The following is an 18,930-nucleotide window of genomic DNA, read 5'->3' on the forward strand; positions in this document are numbered from 1 at the left end:
GACTCCTTACGCTTTACGAATGTTACATAGGGTTACTTTTGTTTCCTGCATCAAAGTAACAGGGTCGTAACCGTAAGTGGTTGCCGTGTTGGCTGCTTCACCAACAACATAAGGATCCGTACCTTCTGGGTACTTAGGACGTAGGTCTTCACCTTCGAACTTACCGCCGAAGTGGAACGGAATGAACGCCAGACCCGGTTTAACACGACGAGTTACCATCGCTTTCACCTTGATGCGGCCTTTTTCTGCACCTTCAACCCAAACGTCATCGCCATCTTTAAAGCCCAGATCGTTTGCGTCTTTCGGGTTCACTTCAACGAACATTTCTTGTTGAAGTTCAGCAAGCCATGGGTTTGAACGCGTTTCTTCACCACCACCTTCGTACTCAACCAAACGACCAGAAGTCAGGATGATTGGGTATTCGCCAGACTTGTCTTCTTTCTGGATAGACTTGTAAAGCGTTGGTACACGGAAGATTGCTTCTTTGTCGTCCCAAGTTGGGTAATCCGTTACAAGGTCACGACGAGGCGTGTATAGCGGCTCACGGTGTAGCGGCACTCGGTCTGGGAATGTCCAAACAATCGCACGCGCTTTTGCGTTACCAAACGGGATACAACCATGCTTGATTGCTACGCGTTGGATACCGCCAGACAGGTCAGTTTTCCAGTTTTTACCTTCCGCTGCTGCTTTTTCTTCAGCCGTTAGGTCGTCCCACCAACCAAGCTGTTTGATTAGCTTGTCAGAGAACTCTGGGTAACCGTCTTTGATTTCACAGCCTTTTGAGTAGCTGTCTTCAGCCAGTAGGCTTTGACCTTCGAATTCAACACCGAAACGCGTACGGAAGTTACCGCCACCTTCTGCAACCGTCTTAGACGTATCGTACAGAATGTGTGTGCCTGGGTGCTTCATCTCTGGTGTGCCCCAACATGGCCAAGGTAGACCGTAAGTCTCACCATTCACAGGACCACCCTCTGCTTCCAGAGATGTCTTGTGGAATGTGTGCCAGTTTTGTTGGTGCGCTTTTAGACGCTCTGGGCTTTGACCTGTGTAACCGATGGTCCACATGCCTTTGTTGAATTCGCGAGTGATGTCTTCAATTACTGGCTGGTTGTTCTCTACGCGTACGTTTTTGAACAGCAGATCTTCATAACCTAGCTTCTTAGTTAGCAGGTACATGATTTCGTGGTCAGGTTTAGATTCGAACAATGGTTCGATAACCTGATCACGCCACTGAAGTGAGCGGTTAGATGCTGTCACACTGCCGTGCGTTTCAAACTGAGTCGTTGCAGGAAGCAGGTAAACGCCGTCAGTACGATCGTTCATTACCGCTGCGACTGTTGGGTATGGGTCAACAATAACCATCATATCCAGCTTCTGCATCGCTTTCTTCATCTCAGGCCCACGAGTCTGAGAGTTTACTGCGTGACCCCAGTAGAACATTGCGCGGATGTTTTCACGTTGACGAATGTTATCTTTGTTTTCAAGAACACCATCCACCCAACGAGATACAGGGATACCTGCACTGTTCATTGGTTTTTGACCGCCGTAAGCGTTGTCATCGAAACGACCTTTGATCCATTCGTAATCGATTTCCCACACTTTCGACCAGTGACGCCAAGAACCTTCAGACAAGCCGTAGTAGCCAGGTAGCGTATCAGATAGTACGCCAAGGTCAGTTGCGCCCTGTACGTTATCGTGGCCACGGAAGATGTTTGCACCACCGCCTGACTTACCGATGTTACCTAGCGCAAGCTCAAGTACACAGTAAGCACGTGTGTTGTTGTTACCAGTCGTATGTTGAGTACCACCCATACACCAAACGATACAACCCGGACGGTTTTCAGAAAGTAGTTTCGCTGTTTGGTAAACTTCAGACTCAGGAACGCCAGTTACGCGCTCAACTTCTGCTGGTGTCCATTTCGCTACTTCTGCACGGATTTCATCCATACCGAATACGCGTTGACGGATGAACTCTTTATCTTCCCAGTTGTTCGCGAAGACATGCCATAGCACGCCCCAAATAAACGCAACGTCAGAACCCGGACGTAGAGATACGTAGTGATCCGATTTCGCAGCGGTACGGGTACGACGAGGATCCGCAACAACGATCTTACAGTTGTTCTTCTCTTTCGCGATCAGGATGTGCTGCATCGCAACAGGGTGCGCTTCTGCAGGGTTTGAACCAATGAACAGCATCGACTTACAGTTGTGCATGTCATTGAAAGAGTTGGTCATCGCACCGTAACCCCAAGTGTTTGCTACACCTGCTACGGTTGTTGAGTGACAGATACGCGCTTGGTGGTCAACGTTGTTGGTACCCCAAAGCGACGCCATCTTACGGAACATGTACGCTTGTTCGTTGTTGTGCTTCGCACTACCCAACCAGTAAACCGAATCTGGCCCCGACTCTTTGCGGATGTCCATCACCTTGTTGCCGATTTCTTCGATCGCTTGATCCCAAGAAAGCTTCTTCCACTTACCGTTTTCAAGCTTCATTGGGTATTTCAGACGACGCTCACCGTGACCGTGTTCGCGCAGTGCTGCACCTTTTGCACAGTGTCCACCAGCGTTGAATGGGTGGTCGAATGCAGGCTCTTGACCTGTCCATACGCCGTTTTGAACTTCAGCGTAGATACCACAACCTACAGAACAGTGAGAACAGATGGTACGTTTTACTTCTGTTTTCGCTTCTGGATCCACCGATTTAGCTTGTGCTTTCTTCATCATGCCCGGTGCAAAAAGACTTGCACCTACAACCGCACCACCAGCAGCAAGCGAGGTGTTTTTCATGAATGCACGGCGAGAAACGCCAAGCTGATTGGTTTCTTTGCTCACACTGTCGGAGCGTTTGACAAGTTTCATCCGTTATCTCCTAAAGTGTGTCGTAGTAATCGCGAATGTGTTGAGTTTCACGATACCCTTTCTTCTTCACGTCTTTTTCAGAAGGCTCAACCGTTTCTGAAGCGCTTGCCACTTTTGTTGTTCCAGCGACAACCGCACCAGCTACGGCTGCAGTCGTTAAGCCTTTCAGGAGATCCCTACGGCTTGTGTTTATTTCTTTATTATCTTTCATCATTGCTTCCTTACCTTACGGTAGATCTTTGGAGGCTATTGCCCCTCTATCGATATGACCAAGTACTGCTCGATTACTCGTAATCAGTGACGTTTTTCACATCAATTTTTAATTTGTGCTTACTGCTTTTGGTATTCACGCTAAAGCGCACTTGTTCCAGTGTTAAGAACGCCTCACACAGTTGAGCTGCTGGCTTATAAAAGTCCGCGCTCTCTGCGTTTTCTAGTTGCTGAGTGAAAGAGTTAAACCAAGGTGCGATGTGTTTGTTAAACACCGCTTGTTGAAGATCTTCTTCTTCACCCGTTAGCATCGACATCACTTCGCAAAGTGCCGCGATGTGGTCTTCCGGTTCTTTCACATTTTCATCGCGCTCGAAACCAAGCAGTTCCAAATCGTGACGAATTTCAGCCAGTGGTTTTTCCATCATTGCACCCGTCATGTGCCATGAGCCAAATGGCATCACTTCACCACGACCGATACCAATGAAAAGATCTTGGTATTCATCTTCGAGCGCTTCGCGGTTGGAATCTTTCGCCGCTTGCTGAAGCGCAATCCACGCTTTTTGCATTGCGCTTTCTGATGGTTCAACTTCTAGAGAAGTCAGGAACTCGATCATCTCTTCACTTGGTGCGCTACGGAAAAGCGCTGACAAAACCAAGTAGATCTCTGTTCTCAGTGTTTGTTCTTGTTCTCGTTGTGTATCCACTGCGAGCTCCTAGTATTTCAGTTGTTTCATTGGGTCTTCTGCCATCGACTCAAACATGTCGATCACACGGCAGTCTTCACACATCGCGATACGATTGATCGCCGCTTCATCAGAGAAATGAGAGTGACCGCGTAACTTGTTTTGTAGCATGTCGATCATAGACTGAGGTGCGAATGGCTTATGACAGCGAATACATTCCGCTGCTTTCTCTTCGTGAATCACAACCGCTTTTTGGCGCTCTTCTTTCACCCAGTTCATGCGTGGCGTTAGAGTCAGAACTTTCTCTGGACATGCCTTTTCACACAAACCACATTGAATACAATCTTGTTCAACGAATTTAAGTGATGGAGATTCACCATCGGTATGAAGTGCACGTGTCGGACAAACCGCCACACAGCTCATACACAACGTACAATCTTTGCTCTCACAAGAAACATTGCCGTAAGGCGCGTTCGCAGGCAGTTCAACAATGTTCTCAACCGGAATACGAGAAGAAGACATTGCATCCAGCGCAGTAAACAGACGCTGACGCTTGTTACCTTGAAGATCGCCAAGGGCAAGGTCGAATGGATCTGTACATAGTGTTGGAGGACCTTCACGAAGCGATTCCAAGTAAAGGATATCGATGGTCTCTTTTGCGATACCAAGTTGATCCAATAGCTCTTGCGCGATACCCACTTCGTTGTTCAGAACACGAATGATGGTTGCAGGCATAAAGCGAGAAGCCGCAAATAGTACTTGCGTCGCGCCATTAACTAGAGCAGCGAACCATGTATCGATACCGATAGAAGGAAGCTCTTCAACCACAATTGGAATCACGTTATCTGGTAGCGCTTTCAATGCCATCACGTTGTAAGTCTCGTGGCGAGAGCTACAGATAAGAACGATAGGATCCAGACCGCCCGCTTGCTCGTAGTTCGCTAACGTGCGTTCAATGAATTTTTGCGTATCTTCAGGATTAGGTAGCGCGTAGTGAATCGCTTCTGTCGGACAAGCCGTTGCACAAGTACCCACGCCCTGACATAGGTATGGGTTAATCTCGATGCGATGACCCGTTTTATCGCTGCCTTCACTTGATAGTGCGCCAGCAGGACAAGCATCCACACAACGCTCACAACCTTTTACGCCACGAGAACTGTGCGCACATAGGTCAGTATCCAGACGGAAGAATTTTGGCTTATCAAACGTGCCCATTAATGTTGGGATCTCTTCTAGCGCTTCAGCCAGTTTTGGATAACCGCGTCCTACTGGGTAGTAACCCGGAACCGGAACCTCTTCTGACATACAGCTGCTTAGACAAAGATCGAGAACAACATCGAAACAATCACTATTAATAGCGACTTTTGCTAGGTTGCTTGTTAGACCGTTATTTTCGATAAGCACTTCAAACGTGCCTAGGAAACCAGAAACCTGAACAGAGTTTGCAAAGTACAGTTCTGGATTGGTGCCTTTCTCTCCGTCTGTAGAAAGAAGTGTCAGGCTGTTCATTTGAGATAGCTGCGCGGCTGCACTCTCAATGATGGCAGTCGGTCCAACAATCAGTGTATTACCGCCACTCTCGTAGCTCACCGTTGGTGGAATAAGATTGGTCAACTCTACGGTATTCTCAAACGCATACAGACGCGCTTTACCGTTATTGGAAGTTGCTTGTTCTAATAGTTGTTTCAACATTGCTCAGTTCCATTTATACGCATGGATAGTTTCTTCCATCTTTCATTGTAGTTAGCGCAGGCGATTCTGCTGATTAACTCGTCAGTAACTACCCCTTTTAGGTAGTCCCACCCGGGTTATCACTGCCTGTTAGGCAAATAGTCTAACTTCAACAAGAATGGTAATGAGCAACAGATAGCAAATGTCGTGCCAATTAAATATCAGCTAATTTTCAATAGGTTAGCTATTTATCTTAGAAATGGTAGGGATAAAAAAACCGACTGGGACATTTTGTCTCAGCCGGTTCATTGAGCGTTTAGTCAAAATGTACCTATTCTTTGTGTGGTATATTTTGTCCCACCTCTTCAGGGGCTAGTTTTGTCTCTAGATTATCACTTTCACCAGATACTGTATTTATATCCAGTTCTTTTTGTTCTTCGGGAATTTCGGCACCTTCAGCAAGTTCTACATCAGCCGATTCAATATCACTTTCTTCATGAGATTCAGTTGATTGTGCAGTTTCTTCTGCTGGTTCTTCTTCCGTTTTTTCTTTTACCCAATCACGAAGTGTTTCAGCAACCCCTTCAGAAAGCGACTTGAGGTTACTGTAGTCATCATCGTAATCATCCAAACCATCGCGAACGTTAAACTCTTCTGACAAGAACATCTTACGCAGTGCGGCTTTCTTAACGCTCTCTGAAGCCTCAGACACTAATAGCTGCGCTACGGACATCTCTTCAGGATCAGTAGTTTCGCTTGATGTCTGTTGAGATTCAGTCTCTGTAGCAGAAGCCTCAGTAGCCAATGCTTGCGCTTCAGTGCTCAATTCTTCATGTGCTTGTGCGGTTTCTGGTTCAGTAGATTCAACAGAGTCCACGACCTTAGCGTCTGCAGGCTCGGTTGTGGTTTCTTCTAATTTACGTTTCGACCAACGGCTAAAAAAACTAGTTGCCATTTGCTCTACCCGCTCCTTTGCGTTTCTTGCGTCTTACTTCTAACAACTCACCGTGGCGCCCAATAAAGGCCTCCATCCAAGCTTGAATGGCTAACGGCATATCATTAGATAATACTAGGTTGTCGCCATCCATATACTGCGCAGCGACAGTTTGAGATGCCGTAAGCAATTGAATCGTCGGTGTATCACCAGAGTCGACATTGTCCATAACCAAGAAAAGCTTTGGCTGTTGCGAGCTCAGGTTAAAGCGGTAATCGGTGCGCTCGTCTTTGTGCAATTGCAGCAAGCACACGTGTTGAGTGTCTTCGGTTGGATTAATCTCAAATCCCGTCAGTTGCCATTGGGTCGTAACCCAAATACCGGTACTGATCTCATGCTCTACAAGATCCACACCTACCGGCCATGAATCTTCATTTTTCTCGAACTGTTTCTTATCCGACATAACTCACCCAATTTGTTCTATGTTGGCTTTAAGACAGAAAAGGACATTTTGTACTTTGCTTTCAACCATTTTAGCGGTACAAAGCAATAAACGCGCCAAATCAAACTCAAATTCTCCCCAAGATCAAAACTAGTCGATACGCAAACCGATATCTGTGTCATTACTGCGATATCGCGGTTTTTGCATTGAATTGACCTAAAGCCTCGCAATTTCTCGCATAACGGCTATTTTGGAATGAGAATTGCTTTGTAAGCAGAGTTAAGACGAATAGACCCATTAATGAGAGCGTGTATCGGCTCTCTCATTCATTAGGACATGACTGTGGTAAAACCAAACATTATTAAAACCAGTGAAAATCCCCTACAGACCATCGAAGTAGAAGTGTTTGACGAATACGGTGAGAAGCTGACTAAGCAAATCGCCTGTGAGCGCCCTCTTACGGTGATGTTGAACTGGAAGGAAGTCGTTACGCTAATGACGCTTGGCTCTCGTCCTGAAGCGCTTGTGTTGGGTTATTTAAAGAACCAGAGCTTCTTGTCTGATCCTGAAGCGATTGAATCTGTCATTATTGACTGGGAAACGCACTCAGCTGCGGTTATCACCAAAGAAAATACTGAGCACTTAGAAGGCGCGCTGAAGAAGAAGACGGTGACGTCTGGCTGTGGTCAAGGCACTATGTACGGCAACGTGATGAAGCAGCTTGAAGATTACCAAGTTCCACAAGTGCCGCTGAAGCAATCTGAAATCTACGCGGCGCTTGAAGCGTTGACGCATTACAACGATACCTACAAAAAAGCCGGCGCTGTGCATGGCTGTGCAGTGTGTAAAGGCAACGAAGTGCTGTCTTTTGTGGAAGATGTTGGTCGTCACAACGCAGTTGATACGCTAGCGGGTGAAATGTGGCTTAACCAAGAAACGGGTGAAGATAAAATTTTCTACACAACTGGTCGCCTTACATCAGAGATGGTGATTAAAGTGGCGCAGATGGGTATCCCTGTTTTGCTTTCTCGCTCGGGCGTAACTCAAATGGGTTTGGATCTGGCGAAAAAGTTTGGCATCACCACCATCGCTCGTGCGAAAGGGTTACGCTTCCAAGTCTTTACTGGTGCAGAGAAGATTGATTTTGACGTGAAAGGCAATCAATAACCTCTCACTAAGTCATCAGATGAGTTAGACTTAAACTATCATGTGGATTCACAAAGTATGTGAACTATGAACAACGATCAGCTGTGGAATTATCTACTCACCCCAAGCGGCATCATCGTTTCGATGATCATTACCTTCGGGCTCGTTGGGATATATGCTTATCTAATGAGGCAATTTAAGGATTGAACGCCACAACCTAGCGCTAGCAAAGCATTAGCGCTCACAAAGAATAGACATAAAAAAAGACCTCGCGATGAGGTCTTTTTCTTTATTCAGAAGAAGGATTAACCTTCGATACCACGAGATTTTAGGAACTCAGAGTAAGTACCTTTAAAGTCTGTGATTTTACCATCGCGGATTTCGATGATACGTGTTGCTAGCGAGTCTACGAATACACGGTCGTGCGATACGAAGAACAATGTGCCTTTGTACTGCTCTAGTGCCGTGTTCAATGATTCGATCGATTCCATATCCATGTGATTGGTTGGTTCGTCCATCAGCAGCATGTTTGGTTTGTGCATCATTAGCTTACCAAGCAGCATACGACCTTGCTCACCACCAGACAGTACTTTTACTGACTTCTTAATGTCGTCTTGGCCAAACAACATACGACCTAGGAAGCTTCGAACGACTTGCTCGTCATCGCCTTCTTGACGCCATTGACCCATCCAATCTGTTAGGTTCATGTCTTCAGCAAAATCGTGTGCGTGGTCTTGCGCGTAGTAACCGATGTTCGCGTTTTCAGACCATTTGAACTCACCAGTACGTGGTTCTAGTACACCAGCAAGTGTGTTCAGTAGGGTTGTTTTACCCACACCGTTCTCACCGATGATTGCAACGCGCTCACCCACTTCAAAAATTGCATTGAAGTTAGCAAACAGGTCGTCTTCAAAACCTTGGCTTAGGTTTTCAACAATCAGAGCGTTACGGAATAGCTCTTTAGACTGTTCAAAACGAATGAATGGGTTTTGACGGCTAGACGCTTTTACTTCGTCCAGTTTGATCTTGTCGATTTGCTTCGCACGAGATGTTGCTTGTTTTGCTTTCGATGCGTTTGCAGAGAAACGTGCAACGAACGTTTGTAGCTCAGCGATTTGTGCTTTCTTCTTCGCGTTGTCGTTTAGTAGACGTTCACGAGCTTGAGAAGCTGCAGTCATGTACTCGTCGTAGTTACCTGGGTAAACACGTAGCTCACCGTAATCCAAGTCAGCCATGTGCGTACATACTGAGTTTAGGAAGTGACGGTCGTGCGAAATGATGATCATTGTGCAGTTACGCGCGTTTAGCGTGTCTTCCAACCAACGGATAGTGTCCATATCCAAGTTGTTGGTAGGTTCGTCAAGAAGCATAACGTCTGGGTCTGCGAATAGAACCTGTGCTAGAAGCACACGAAGTTTCCAACCCGGTGCAACTTCACTCATTAGACCGAAGTGTTGCTCCATTGGGATACCTACAGCAAGAAGAAGCTCACCCGCTTTCGCTTCTGCCATGTATCCGTCCATTTCCGCGAACTGAACTTCTAGGTCAGCCACTTTCATGCCGTCTTCTTCGCTCATTTCAGCAAGTGAGTAGATACGGTCACGCTCTTGCTTCACTTCCCATAGCTCTTTATGACCCATGATTACTGTATCGATTACAGTGAATTCTTCGTACGCGAACTGGTCCTGGTTCAGTTTTGCAACGCGCTCGTTTGGATCGTAGCTTACGTTACCGCTTGTTTGTTCAAGCTCACCGCTCAGGATTTTCATAAAGGTTGATTTACCACAACCGTTAGCCCCGATTAAGCCGTAGCGGTTACCTTCGCCGAACTTAACTGAGATGTTTTCAAATAGCGGCTTAGCGCCAAATTGTTGAGTAATATTCGCTGTGGAAATCAAAACCTTTACCTTAGCAATTCAAGTTTATTGGGAAAAACCGCGCAACGTTACTGCTTAAGGCTACACACTTCAAGTTTTGTTTTTATTAATTAATGAGAAAAAGCATTCTTTAGCGGGCTGAATTTTGAGATTTGGCTAACATAAACCTTGCCATTTTTAAGGTTTACAACTCTAACCGACTCAAAACTGAGACATAAATCCGTCATGACTAACCATTGACATACCCCATGAAATTGGGTTTATAGTGCGTCCCCTTTTATCAATTCCGTACGTTATTCCTTTATTGAGCATCCGTATCTCAAAGGAAATCGCAACATCGCGCACGGTCATTGGGTAAAACTCGCATATCGCGATAAAGCAACTACACTAACTCTAACCTTATAAGTTTTAAGAGAATTTTATGCATTTCATGGCGCGCATTTTAATGCTAGTCGGTCTCGTGCTTTCTTTACCTGCTCACGCTGAGTGGGAGTACGAATTCCAACCTGAGCCTCAAATCCTCCCTGTAGCGCAAGAGATCACTCAGGAGATCAACAAGCTGCCAGAGCCTTTGTTTATGTCTGACCAAGACAAACGTAAGGTCAACCAACTGCTCAATGCAGTAATGAGTGAGCAGCGCAAACAAACCCTTATCTTTGATCAACACTTAAAGACATTCCGTGAGTCTGGTGAAGACAAAGAATGGTTTGAGACGCAATCCAGCTACCTGACGGTCAACAGTCTAGGTCAAAGCAAAGAGCGTTTATTAGAGCTGACCGACCCTATCACTCACGACAAATTGACCGGTTTTGGTCCTTATGGTGTCACGCAATTCAAGCAAGAGTGGCGTCAAACTCAGCTTAACGTTGAATACTTGGTGTTCTTCCAGATTCGTTCTTTCCAATCTCTGATTAAAGAAATTCTGATTTCACCGATTCCGGTCGTTTGGGCTGGCATCAAAGTGTTGTTTATCTACTTCGGTTTGGTGTGGTGGCTAACCAATAGCAAGCGCATCATCACCCTATTCCGCGAAACGCAGCTAGATAACGTCGCCAAACCGCCAATTTGGGTTCGTTTGATTTGGTATATCAGCCGCGCACACAGAGCCATTGCTTGGTTGATTGCGATTACGCTCTCGCTTCGAGTGCTATCAGAAATCCCAAGTTTGCAGCATTTGATCATTCTAGAAATCTTCACATGGTGGGTTCTAGGTGGCTCTATCGCGATTAGCTTTATTCTCGAGTTTACTTATCGAAACAGCCGCAGCACTAGCCAAGAGGTGATTGCCCTACGTCTTTCAACCATTCGTCGTTACGTTTGGAGCGCCATTGTTGCTGGCGTAATTCTGCAAATCTCGATTCGTACGCTGGGTAAAGGCACCATCTACTCTTGGATCTACAGCGCGCTGTTCTTCTGGTTTGTATTGGTGACGCTGTCGGTATTGCGACTATGGCGTAAAAAGGTATTTGAAGTCGCGGAGAAGCTTTCTGATCGCCCTGTTTGGGTAAACTGGTCTATCCGTCGTAAAGATACCTTGTTGCTAAGCATCATCGGTACGGCTATTTGTGCTGTGTGGATTATGCTGCACAGCTTTAAACACCGCATCGTCGCAATGTTGTCTAACTACACCATGTTCAGCCAAGCGCTGGCGTACTTATTCCGTATCGAAGTTGCCAAACAAACGGGTAATAACGGTGGTGATACCAATCTAGTAAGAATCAAAGGCGAGCAAACGTTCGAGTACATTCTCCCTGGTAGCGAAGACAGCGAGTTGGTCGATTATGCCTCTGACGAAATCAAACAACTGTCTAAATACCTACTGACAGATAGCCCTGCTGTGTGTGTGATTTCTGGTGAACGTGGCGTTGGTACAACGACCTTCCTGCGCACTATCCTGAACAAAGTGAAGAACGCCGAACCGCTTTATTTGAACTGTCCATACGCAGGTTACAGTGAGCTACTAAAAGAACTGGCTCTACAACTTGGGTTGGAAGAAGACGCGTCTGAGATTCAGGTTCTTGCGCATTTACGTAAAAGTGACACGCCTTACCTTATCGCAGTTGATAACGCCCAGCGCTTGGTTAAGCCAATGGTAGGCGGTTTAAGCGGTTTGATTAAACTGACTAACCTACTTCGCCGCTCTAAGAAGAACCACCGCGTTGTGATGGCGATTGAGAAAGCAAGCTGGCGTTTCGTCGACCGTGCTCGTGGCGAACGTTTGTTGTTTGACTGGGTGGCGTTTATGCCGCGCTGGAGTGAAAAACAACTCTCAGCGCTGTTTGATACGCGTATTAACCAAGAGATTGAGAACCCAGTAACGTTTGATGGCCTTGTCGTACCTAAGCAATGGGACCAAGAAGACATCACGGAAGAAGAACGTGCGAAACAAGGTTTCTACCGTATTCTGTGGCATTACTCTGATGGTAACCCGACAGTTGGCTTGCGCTTTTTCCGCTTGTCTCTACGTCAGGATAAAGAGACGCTACAAGTGGTGGTTCGATTATTCCACGCACCAGAGTCTCAAGAGCTAGAGAAAATGCCGAAGCCGATGCTGGCAGTGCTGCGCTCGATCGTTCAGCTTGAGGTGGCATCGCCGGAAGAGCTGTCTGAATGTACTCAGCTGAGTATTGCGGAAGTTATCGGTACTCTGCGCTACTTCCAAAGCCGCGGCTTTATTGAGTGGAGCGAAGACAAAGCTCGCGTGTCGGATCACTGGTTCCGTCACATTACCAACGTTCTCGACCGTCAACATTTATTGGTGAAATAACGATGAAAAAACTACTCACCGTATTAGCGTTATCGCTATTAAGCACCTCTGCATTGGCGACAGAAGAGATCGCGAGTGTGGACAATATCTCGCAAATCGCTAGCCTAATTCGTTGGAGCGGCGTGTTCTTCTCCATCATTGTGATTGCCTCAACGTGGCTATTGCTCAAGTTCATGAACTCGATGGTAGAGAGTATTGGTAGCCAGTTCGTACAATACCGCATGGTGCTGCAAAAGCTTCAGTCTTTCTTACAGTTCTTCATCTACTTAACCGCTGGCTCTGTCGTGTTTATGATGAGCTTCCGTATTAACGATCAAATCCTTGCTTTGATTGGTGGTACGTTAGCGGTTTCGGTTGGTTTCGCCTTGAAAGACCTAGCCGCATCCTTCATCGCGGGTATGACGGTTATGGTGGATCGCCCGTTCCAAGTTGGTGACCGCGTCACGTTCGAAGGTAACTACGGCGATATTATTGCGATTGGTTTGCGCTCTGTGCGTATGCGCACCCTAACTGATGACATCATTACGATTCCAAACAACAAGTTCTTGAGTGAAGTTGTGGTCAGCGGTAACTACGGTGCACTGGATATGCAGGTGGTGATTCCGTTTTATGTCGGCATGAATGAAGACATTACGTTAGCGCGTGACTTGATTCAGGAAGCGGCGTCTTCAAGCCGTTATATCCACCTACCTAAGCCGGTAACGGTTCTCGTCAAGCAGACCATTACGGATAACTACTTGGCAATTCAGCTAACGTGTAAGGCTTATGTGGTAGATACCGCCTACGAGAAATTGTTTGAAACCGACATTACTCTGCGTGTGATGAAAGAGTTCAAGAAGCACGGCATAAATCCACCGAAGATTGCAGTGCATACGGGTTAATTCTGCGTATTCCTCTCGCGTTTAGGGGAGGACAGATACAAAAAGGGTCAGTGATTACACTGACCCTTTTCTTTGCGCGTTGGCGAATTGGAATCGCCGGTTAAGCGATATTCGTTACCTCAAGCAATAGCTCGGCTTTCTTTGGCAGGTAGATACTGAACGTACTGCCTTTACCCCATTCCGATTCGGCTTTTAGCTCGCCGCCTGTTTGACTAAGAATACTTTGCGAAACAGAAAGCCCTAGCCCAGTACCATCGCGTTTAGTGGTATAGAATGGCGAGAAAATACGACTCAAGTTTTCTGGCTTAATACCACAACCTTCGTCGGTGACATGAATGGCTGCGCCTTTCAGTTCGCCATCTTCAATCCAATCTTCACTCACGACGGTCAACTTGCCTTTGCCGTCCATCGCGTGAATGCCATTCATCTGCAAGTTCACCAGAATCTGCAACAAGTGGTGGCGATTGATCTCGACCGAAGTATGGGCCTGTAAATCGGTGACAAACTCGATGTCACGCTTCTTAGTACCGGTTTTAACCAGCGTAATACTCTCATCGATGATTGGATTCACGTGCTGCCACGTAATTTCGTCTTGCACACCACCCTGACGGCTGTATTGCAGCAAGCTACGCGTGATATTACGAATACGGTCAATCTGGGCGTGAATGGCATCAATCTCTTCCTGAACGCGGCTTGCCTCTTCACCGAGCTCAAACTGAATCAATTCAACGTTACCCAGAATCACTGCGGTTGGGTTGTTAATCTCGTGTGCAATACCTGCAGTTAACTCACCCAGTGCGGCAAGCTTTTCGTTGACGACAAGCTTGTCACGCGTTTGGTTGAGAAGTTGAATATGAAGTTCAAGCTCTTCAGTTTTGTCTTTCAAACTCGCAGTACGTTGTTGAACTTTACCTTCCAGCTGCATAGCAGAGTTCTTCAGTTCGACTTTACGATCTTCCAAAGCGTCAAGCATGTTGTCGAACTGGCGCGCTAACTGAGCCAGCTCATGGTGTTCATCCAACCCTAATGGACCAATGCGCTTTTCTTTACCCAACTGGACAAGCTTCACGACCTTATAGATGCGCTCGATTGGACGGAATAGATCACGTGAGCCGCGATACACCATCACGCCAGAAACTAAGAGCAACATTAAGGTAATCAAGCTGATCTCAACGATATTGGTCATATACGCTTTTACAAATGGCCACATCAAGTAACCGGTGTAGAGCATACCAATGACGTTATCGTACTGGTCTTTGATTGGTTGATAAGCGGTGATGTACCAAGCATCGTAAACAAACGCGCGGTCGACCCATTGCTCGCCTTCCGCCAATACCTTGTTGTATACCTCAGAACTTACTCGTGTACCGATAGCGCGCCCCAAACGTTGGTCGCTGTCCAACGGAACGTTGGTACTGACGCGAAGATCATCCAAAAATACCGTCAGAGTCCCGACTGGACGCAGGGTGTCATGATCACTCAAATAGATAAGATCACGAATTTGATCGACCAATACCGTGCTATTGTTGAGCAGCAAACCGCCATCTAAGAAGCCAATTAAGTCATTCTGCTGGCTGTAAACTGGGATCACGGTTCGACTCACCAAGCCACGCGCTTCTACACCACCATTCTTTAGAATCGGTACTTCAGCACGTTTGGCGAGTTCGGGGTCTAGCCTTTCCAGTTCTTTTCTGTCCAGAACATCGAAGAAAGATTCGCGCTTAGTTAAATCCATAAAGCGGAATTTATTTTCCATCGAATTAACACGTTGGAAGGACAAAAAGTCCAAACCGTAACGTTTTTTCTGCGCAGTCACCCACTTTTGCAACTCCGCTTGTGGGACATTTTGGTTCACTCGGGTACGGAAGTCATAAGAGTCCGCGAACGATTTGACGTAGTTCGCCTGCTTTTGTTGCAGCAACGTAATACTGTTATTAGCAACGCCCAAACGCTCCGATACGTCTAACAACGCGTTTTGCCACGTATAGTGAATCGACCAATAGATCGTAATGCCAATAAGGGCTATCAGCGTTAGAAAGATTGGCGCAGATGTCAAAATCAACAGTCGATAACGCACCATGGTTTTGAATCGGTACGTCCATTTAGACAATCCTTTGTGTTGCTGCCAACTACTACTCGGCATAATCCTCGTCCTCAGAATCCCACTCTTTGTATTTGCGCTCTAGCGTTTTTCGTGCCACTCCTAAATCTCGAGCCGCCGCCGACTTGTTGCCTTCGTGCAAATTAACCAATTGTTGGATATGAGCTTTTTCCACTTCTTTTAATGTCCAAGTGTTTGGGTAGCCTTCACCGGAGAACTCTTTGCCCTCTTTGAAGGTTGGCAATTCTTCACTGTGTGACACGGTAATGGAGACATTAGGTAAAGCATGACCACCATTGAGTTCACGCCAGTGATGCGCCGGCGGTTTACCTAGCAAAATACAACGCTCGATAAGGTTTTTAAGTTCGCGAATGTTACCTGGCCATTCGTACTCACTCATTGCTTCCATGTCTTCATGCGCCCACTTCGGTGCTTGCATACCAAGTTCACTGGTCAGCATATTGCTGAAGTATGGAACCAGTTCAAACAAGTCAGTTTTACGCTCACGCAGAGGAGTAACTTCAATCTTCAAAACGTTTAAACGGTAGTAAAGGTCGCTACGGAAGTTACCTTTGTTGACCTCTTCCTGCAGGTTGCGGTTGGTCGCCGCGACAATACGAACATCAATGCTGATTTCACGCTCAGAACCTACCGGACGAATGGTTCGCTGCTCTAACACGCGCAACAGTGACGCTTGCATGGACAAAGGCATCTCACCGATTTCATCAAGGAATAGTGTGCCGCCATTGGCTACGCGGAAAAGGCCTTCGCGAGATTTCTTTGCGCCAGTAAAAGCCCCCGAGGTATGACCAAACAACTCACTCTCTAAAAGCTCTGGTGCAATCGCGCCACAGTTAAGTGGGACGAATGGACCTGTTCGACCACTTGCTTGGTGAATGCCTCTCGCTACCAGTTCTTTACCCGTGCCCGACTCGCCTTCTACTAATACAGACGCACGAGACGGCGCAAACTGAGTGATCAGCTGTTTGAGCTGGCGAGTTTTTTCCGAGCCGCCAATAATCTCTGAGGTGTTGTGACGCTGATAGTCGCGCTTCATCGCATATTGCATGCGCTCGTTCAAACGACGATCCATACAACGACTGACCGCTTTCAGCATCTGTTCTAGGTTGAACGGCTTGAGGATAAAGTCCGACGCACCAAGCTGCAGTGCTCGAATGGCAATTTCCAAATCCGCGTAGCCAGTCATAAAGATGACATCTGCGCGTTTGTCGTCATCTTCAAACGCCTCTTCCCATTCAATCCCTGAACGCCCCGGCAAGTTGATATCCAACAGAATCAAATCGTAGTGGCGCGAGTTACGTAGATCTTCCGCTTCTTCAATGCTGCCCGCTGTATCGACTTGCGAAAACAGTTTGCCCATAGCCTTTTTAAGGATGGCTTGCATACCGAGTTCGTCATCAACGACCAGTACTGAAAAAGCGTTGTATTGTTGGTTTGTACTAATATGGGATTGAGTAGACATATTTACCCCAGTTGGATAGGAATGGGACAGAGTGTACCAAGTTTAAACAGAGATACCCTACAAAAAGTGCGACATTTTGTACCAACGCAAATTTTTATGCAAATAAGTCCATGAATTAGCGCATAAATCAAACATTTTGAGCTTGTAAAATGTTGGCATCTTGTTTGCTATATGGAGTGTCCAAGTGACCTCAGGATGTGGGAGACATCAATGCAATACCATCGCTTCTCACTCCCTCACCCTAAGGTGGCTTGTGATTTGAGCGCTCTCTGACGCTCTGGCGACTTCTTTAGTAACCCAAGACTTAAGAAGCCAAAGAATCATTGGAAAGGAAACAACTAAAATGAAAAAAATTGCGCTGACTCTAGCTGCAACGTCAATCACTCTTGTAAGCTACTCTGCTTTTTCAGCTCAAGATGGCGAACACATTCGTCTGGCGACAACAACAAGTACTTACCATTCTGGCTTACTGGACTACCTACTTCCTCAATTTGAAAAAGACACTGGCTACAAAGTGGATATCATCGCGGCGGGCACCGGTAAAGCGCTGAAGATGGGTGAAAACGGTGACGTTGATTTGGTTATGACACACGCTCCTAAAGCAGAAGGTGTGTTTGTTGAGAACGGCTACGGCGTCCTTCCACGTAAACTGATGTACAACGACTTCGTTATCGTTGGTCCTAAAGCTGACCCAGCACAAGTAAAAGACGATGCGTCAGTACTCGACGTATTCAAAGAGATCGCAAACAAAGACGCGACTTTCATCTCTCGTGGCGATGATTCTGGTACGCACAAAAAAGAATTGGGCATCTGGGCGCAAACTAAGATGGAACCAAACTTTGGTGGCTACCGTAGCGTAGGTCAAGGCATGGGCCCTACTCTAAACATGGCGTCAGAAATGCAAGGCTACACCATGACTGACCGTGGCACTTGGTTGGCTTACCAAAACAAATTGGATCTTGCGATTCTATTCCAAGGCGACGAAAAACTGTTTAACCCGTACCAAGTGATTTTGGTTAACCCAGAGCGTTACCCAACCATCAACTACCAAGGTGCGAAGGCTTTCAGTGACTGGTTGGTGAATCCACGCGGTCAAGAGCTGATCAATGGCTTCCGTCTGAATGGTAAACAATTGTTCGTTGCGAATGCTGAGAGCAAATAACGCAATATGAATCTTGCTGATACAACACTAGAAGCCCTGCGCTTACTGGTGAATTTTGATGCAGACCTATGGGAGATCGTTGCGGTCTCCTTTAGTGTTTCTATTACGGCAATATCTTTGGTGGTATTGCCGTCTATTTTGATGTCTTTTGTCCTTGCCTACACCGACTTCCGTGGTAAGTGGTTCTTGCTGTCCATAGTGAACACCTTACAGGCGGTGCCAACAGTCGTGATTGGTTTGCTGCTGTACATGATGCTTTCAAGAGCAGGCCCTTTGGGGGATTGGCAAATGCTGTTTACGCAAAAGGCCATGATCTTAGGACAAATGATCGTCTGTTTTCCGGTTCTGGTTTCCATGATGCACGGTGCGCTTCAATCGAGTGACCGTCGCGCAGTTGAAACAGCGATTACGTTAGGTGCGTCAATACCTCGTATCGCTGCTACTATGATCTGGGAGACACGTTTTCCTTTATTGGCGGCTATCATTGCGGGATTCTCACGAATCGTCACAGAGGTAGGCTGTTCAATGATGGTTGGTGGCAACATTATGGGCGTAACCCGTAATATTCCGACTGCCATTGCTATGGAAAGCAGTAAAGGTGCTTTTGCGCAAGGAGTTGCATTAGGAATTGTATTACTATCGTTAGCGTTAGCGCTCAACTTCCTCTTATCGAGTATGAGAGGCAAAGGCTATCTAAGAACATGAAGC

Annotated in this window: 14 protein-coding genes; 5 read left to right on the forward strand and 9 right to left on the reverse strand. The window is 46.5% G+C overall.

All coding sequences use genetic code 11. The features are described from left to right. Positions 1–6: 6 nt before the first annotated feature. The 6 genes from ATB78_RS10550 to ATB78_RS10575 form a co-directional block, all read right to left on the reverse strand. Positions 7–2,862: a formate dehydrogenase subunit alpha gene (locus tag ATB78_RS10550; protein ID WP_033006499.1), complete on the reverse strand. Its 2,856-nt coding sequence runs from the start codon at positions 2,860–2,862 to the stop codon at positions 7–9. Positions 2,863–2,872: 10 nt separating this feature from the next. After that, positions 2,873–3,073, reverse strand: coding sequence for a twin-arginine translocation signal domain-containing protein (locus ATB78_RS10555; protein WP_005427585.1), 201 nt, complete (start codon positions 3,071–3,073; stop codon positions 2,873–2,875). Between the two features lie 73 nt (positions 3,074–3,146). Further along, a complete protein-coding gene (locus ATB78_RS10560) occupies positions 3,147–3,779 on the reverse strand; it encodes a molecular chaperone (RefSeq protein WP_061008631.1) in 633 nt (210 codons plus the stop codon). 9 nt (positions 3,780–3,788) lie between these two features. Further along, entirely contained in the window at positions 3,789–5,450 is a 1,662-nt protein-coding gene (locus tag ATB78_RS10565; protein WP_061008632.1) for a 4Fe-4S dicluster domain-containing protein, read from the reverse strand. 310 nt (positions 5,451–5,760) lie between these two features. Next, the gene (locus tag ATB78_RS10570; protein ID WP_061008633.1) at positions 5,761–6,384 is read right to left on the reverse strand and encodes a DUF3306 domain-containing protein; all 624 of its coding nucleotides are present in this window, start codon (positions 6,382–6,384) and stop codon (positions 5,761–5,763) included. Continuing rightward, complete coding sequence (locus tag ATB78_RS10575; protein ID WP_005441569.1) at positions 6,374–6,826, reverse strand: DUF3305 domain-containing protein; 453 nt, start codon at positions 6,824–6,826, stop codon at positions 6,374–6,376. Before ATB78_RS10575 ends, ATB78_RS10570 begins: the two co-directional genes overlap by 11 nt. Positions 6,827–7,147: 321 nt before the next feature. On the opposite strand from ATB78_RS10575, the gene ATB78_RS10580 reads away from it, so the two are divergent. Next, on the forward strand, positions 7,148–7,972 hold the full coding sequence (locus ATB78_RS10580; protein WP_005427802.1) for a formate dehydrogenase accessory sulfurtransferase FdhD: 825 nt from the start codon (positions 7,148–7,150) through the stop codon (positions 7,970–7,972). Between the two features lie 284 nt (positions 7,973–8,256). On the opposite strand, the gene ATB78_RS10585 is transcribed toward ATB78_RS10580, so the two are convergent. Further along, positions 8,257–9,849: an ABC-F family ATPase gene (locus ATB78_RS10585; protein WP_005441564.1), complete on the reverse strand. Its 1,593-nt coding sequence runs from the start codon at positions 9,847–9,849 to the stop codon at positions 8,257–8,259. A gap of 400 nt (positions 9,850–10,249) precedes the next feature. Between ATB78_RS10585 and ATB78_RS10590 the strand changes: the two genes are divergently transcribed. Together ATB78_RS10590 and ATB78_RS10595 are read left to right on the forward strand one after the other, a co-directional pair. Then, on the forward strand, positions 10,250–12,595 hold the full coding sequence (locus ATB78_RS10590; protein ID WP_061008634.1) for an ATP-binding protein: 2,346 nt from the start codon (positions 10,250–10,252) through the stop codon (positions 12,593–12,595). A gap of 2 nt (positions 12,596–12,597) precedes the next feature. Then, a complete protein-coding gene (locus ATB78_RS10595) occupies positions 12,598–13,476 on the forward strand; it encodes a mechanosensitive ion channel domain-containing protein (RefSeq protein ID WP_005427576.1) in 879 nt (292 codons plus the stop codon). A 100-nt stretch (positions 13,477–13,576) separates the two neighbouring features. On the opposite strand, the gene ATB78_RS10600 is transcribed toward ATB78_RS10595, so the two are convergent. Both ATB78_RS10600 and ATB78_RS10605 read right to left on the reverse strand, forming a co-directional pair. After that, positions 13,577–15,619 (reverse strand): cache domain-containing protein, encoded by a 2,043-nt coding sequence (locus ATB78_RS10600; protein ID WP_038896932.1) that lies wholly within the window; start codon positions 15,617–15,619, stop codon positions 13,577–13,579. Continuing rightward, positions 15,609–17,060 carry a sigma-54 dependent transcriptional regulator gene (locus tag ATB78_RS10605; protein ID WP_061008635.1) on the reverse strand — a complete coding sequence of 484 codons (1,452 nt, stop codon included), beginning with the start codon at positions 17,058–17,060 and terminating at the stop codon, positions 15,609–15,611. The genes ATB78_RS10600 and ATB78_RS10605 overlap by 11 nt, the downstream gene beginning before the upstream one ends. A 343-nt stretch (positions 17,061–17,403) precedes the next feature. Here ATB78_RS10605 and ATB78_RS10610 point away from each other — a divergent pair, with 343 nt between their 5' ends. Both ATB78_RS10610 and ATB78_RS10615 read left to right on the forward strand, forming a co-directional pair. Beyond that, the gene (locus tag ATB78_RS10610) at positions 17,404–18,222 is read left to right on the forward strand and encodes a substrate-binding domain-containing protein (RefSeq protein WP_005441551.1); all 819 of its coding nucleotides are present in this window, start codon (positions 17,404–17,406) and stop codon (positions 18,220–18,222) included. A 6-nt stretch (positions 18,223–18,228) separates the two neighbouring features. Then, on the forward strand, positions 18,229–18,927 hold the full coding sequence (locus ATB78_RS10615; protein WP_005427748.1) for an ABC transporter permease: 699 nt from the start codon (positions 18,229–18,231) through the stop codon (positions 18,925–18,927). The last annotated feature ends 3 nt before the right edge of the window (positions 18,928–18,930 follow it).

This window comes from Vibrio sp. CUB2 (assembly GCF_001557945.1).
In the GTDB taxonomy this organism is placed as follows: Bacteria; Pseudomonadota; Gammaproteobacteria; order Enterobacterales; family Vibrionaceae; genus Vibrio; species Vibrio owensii.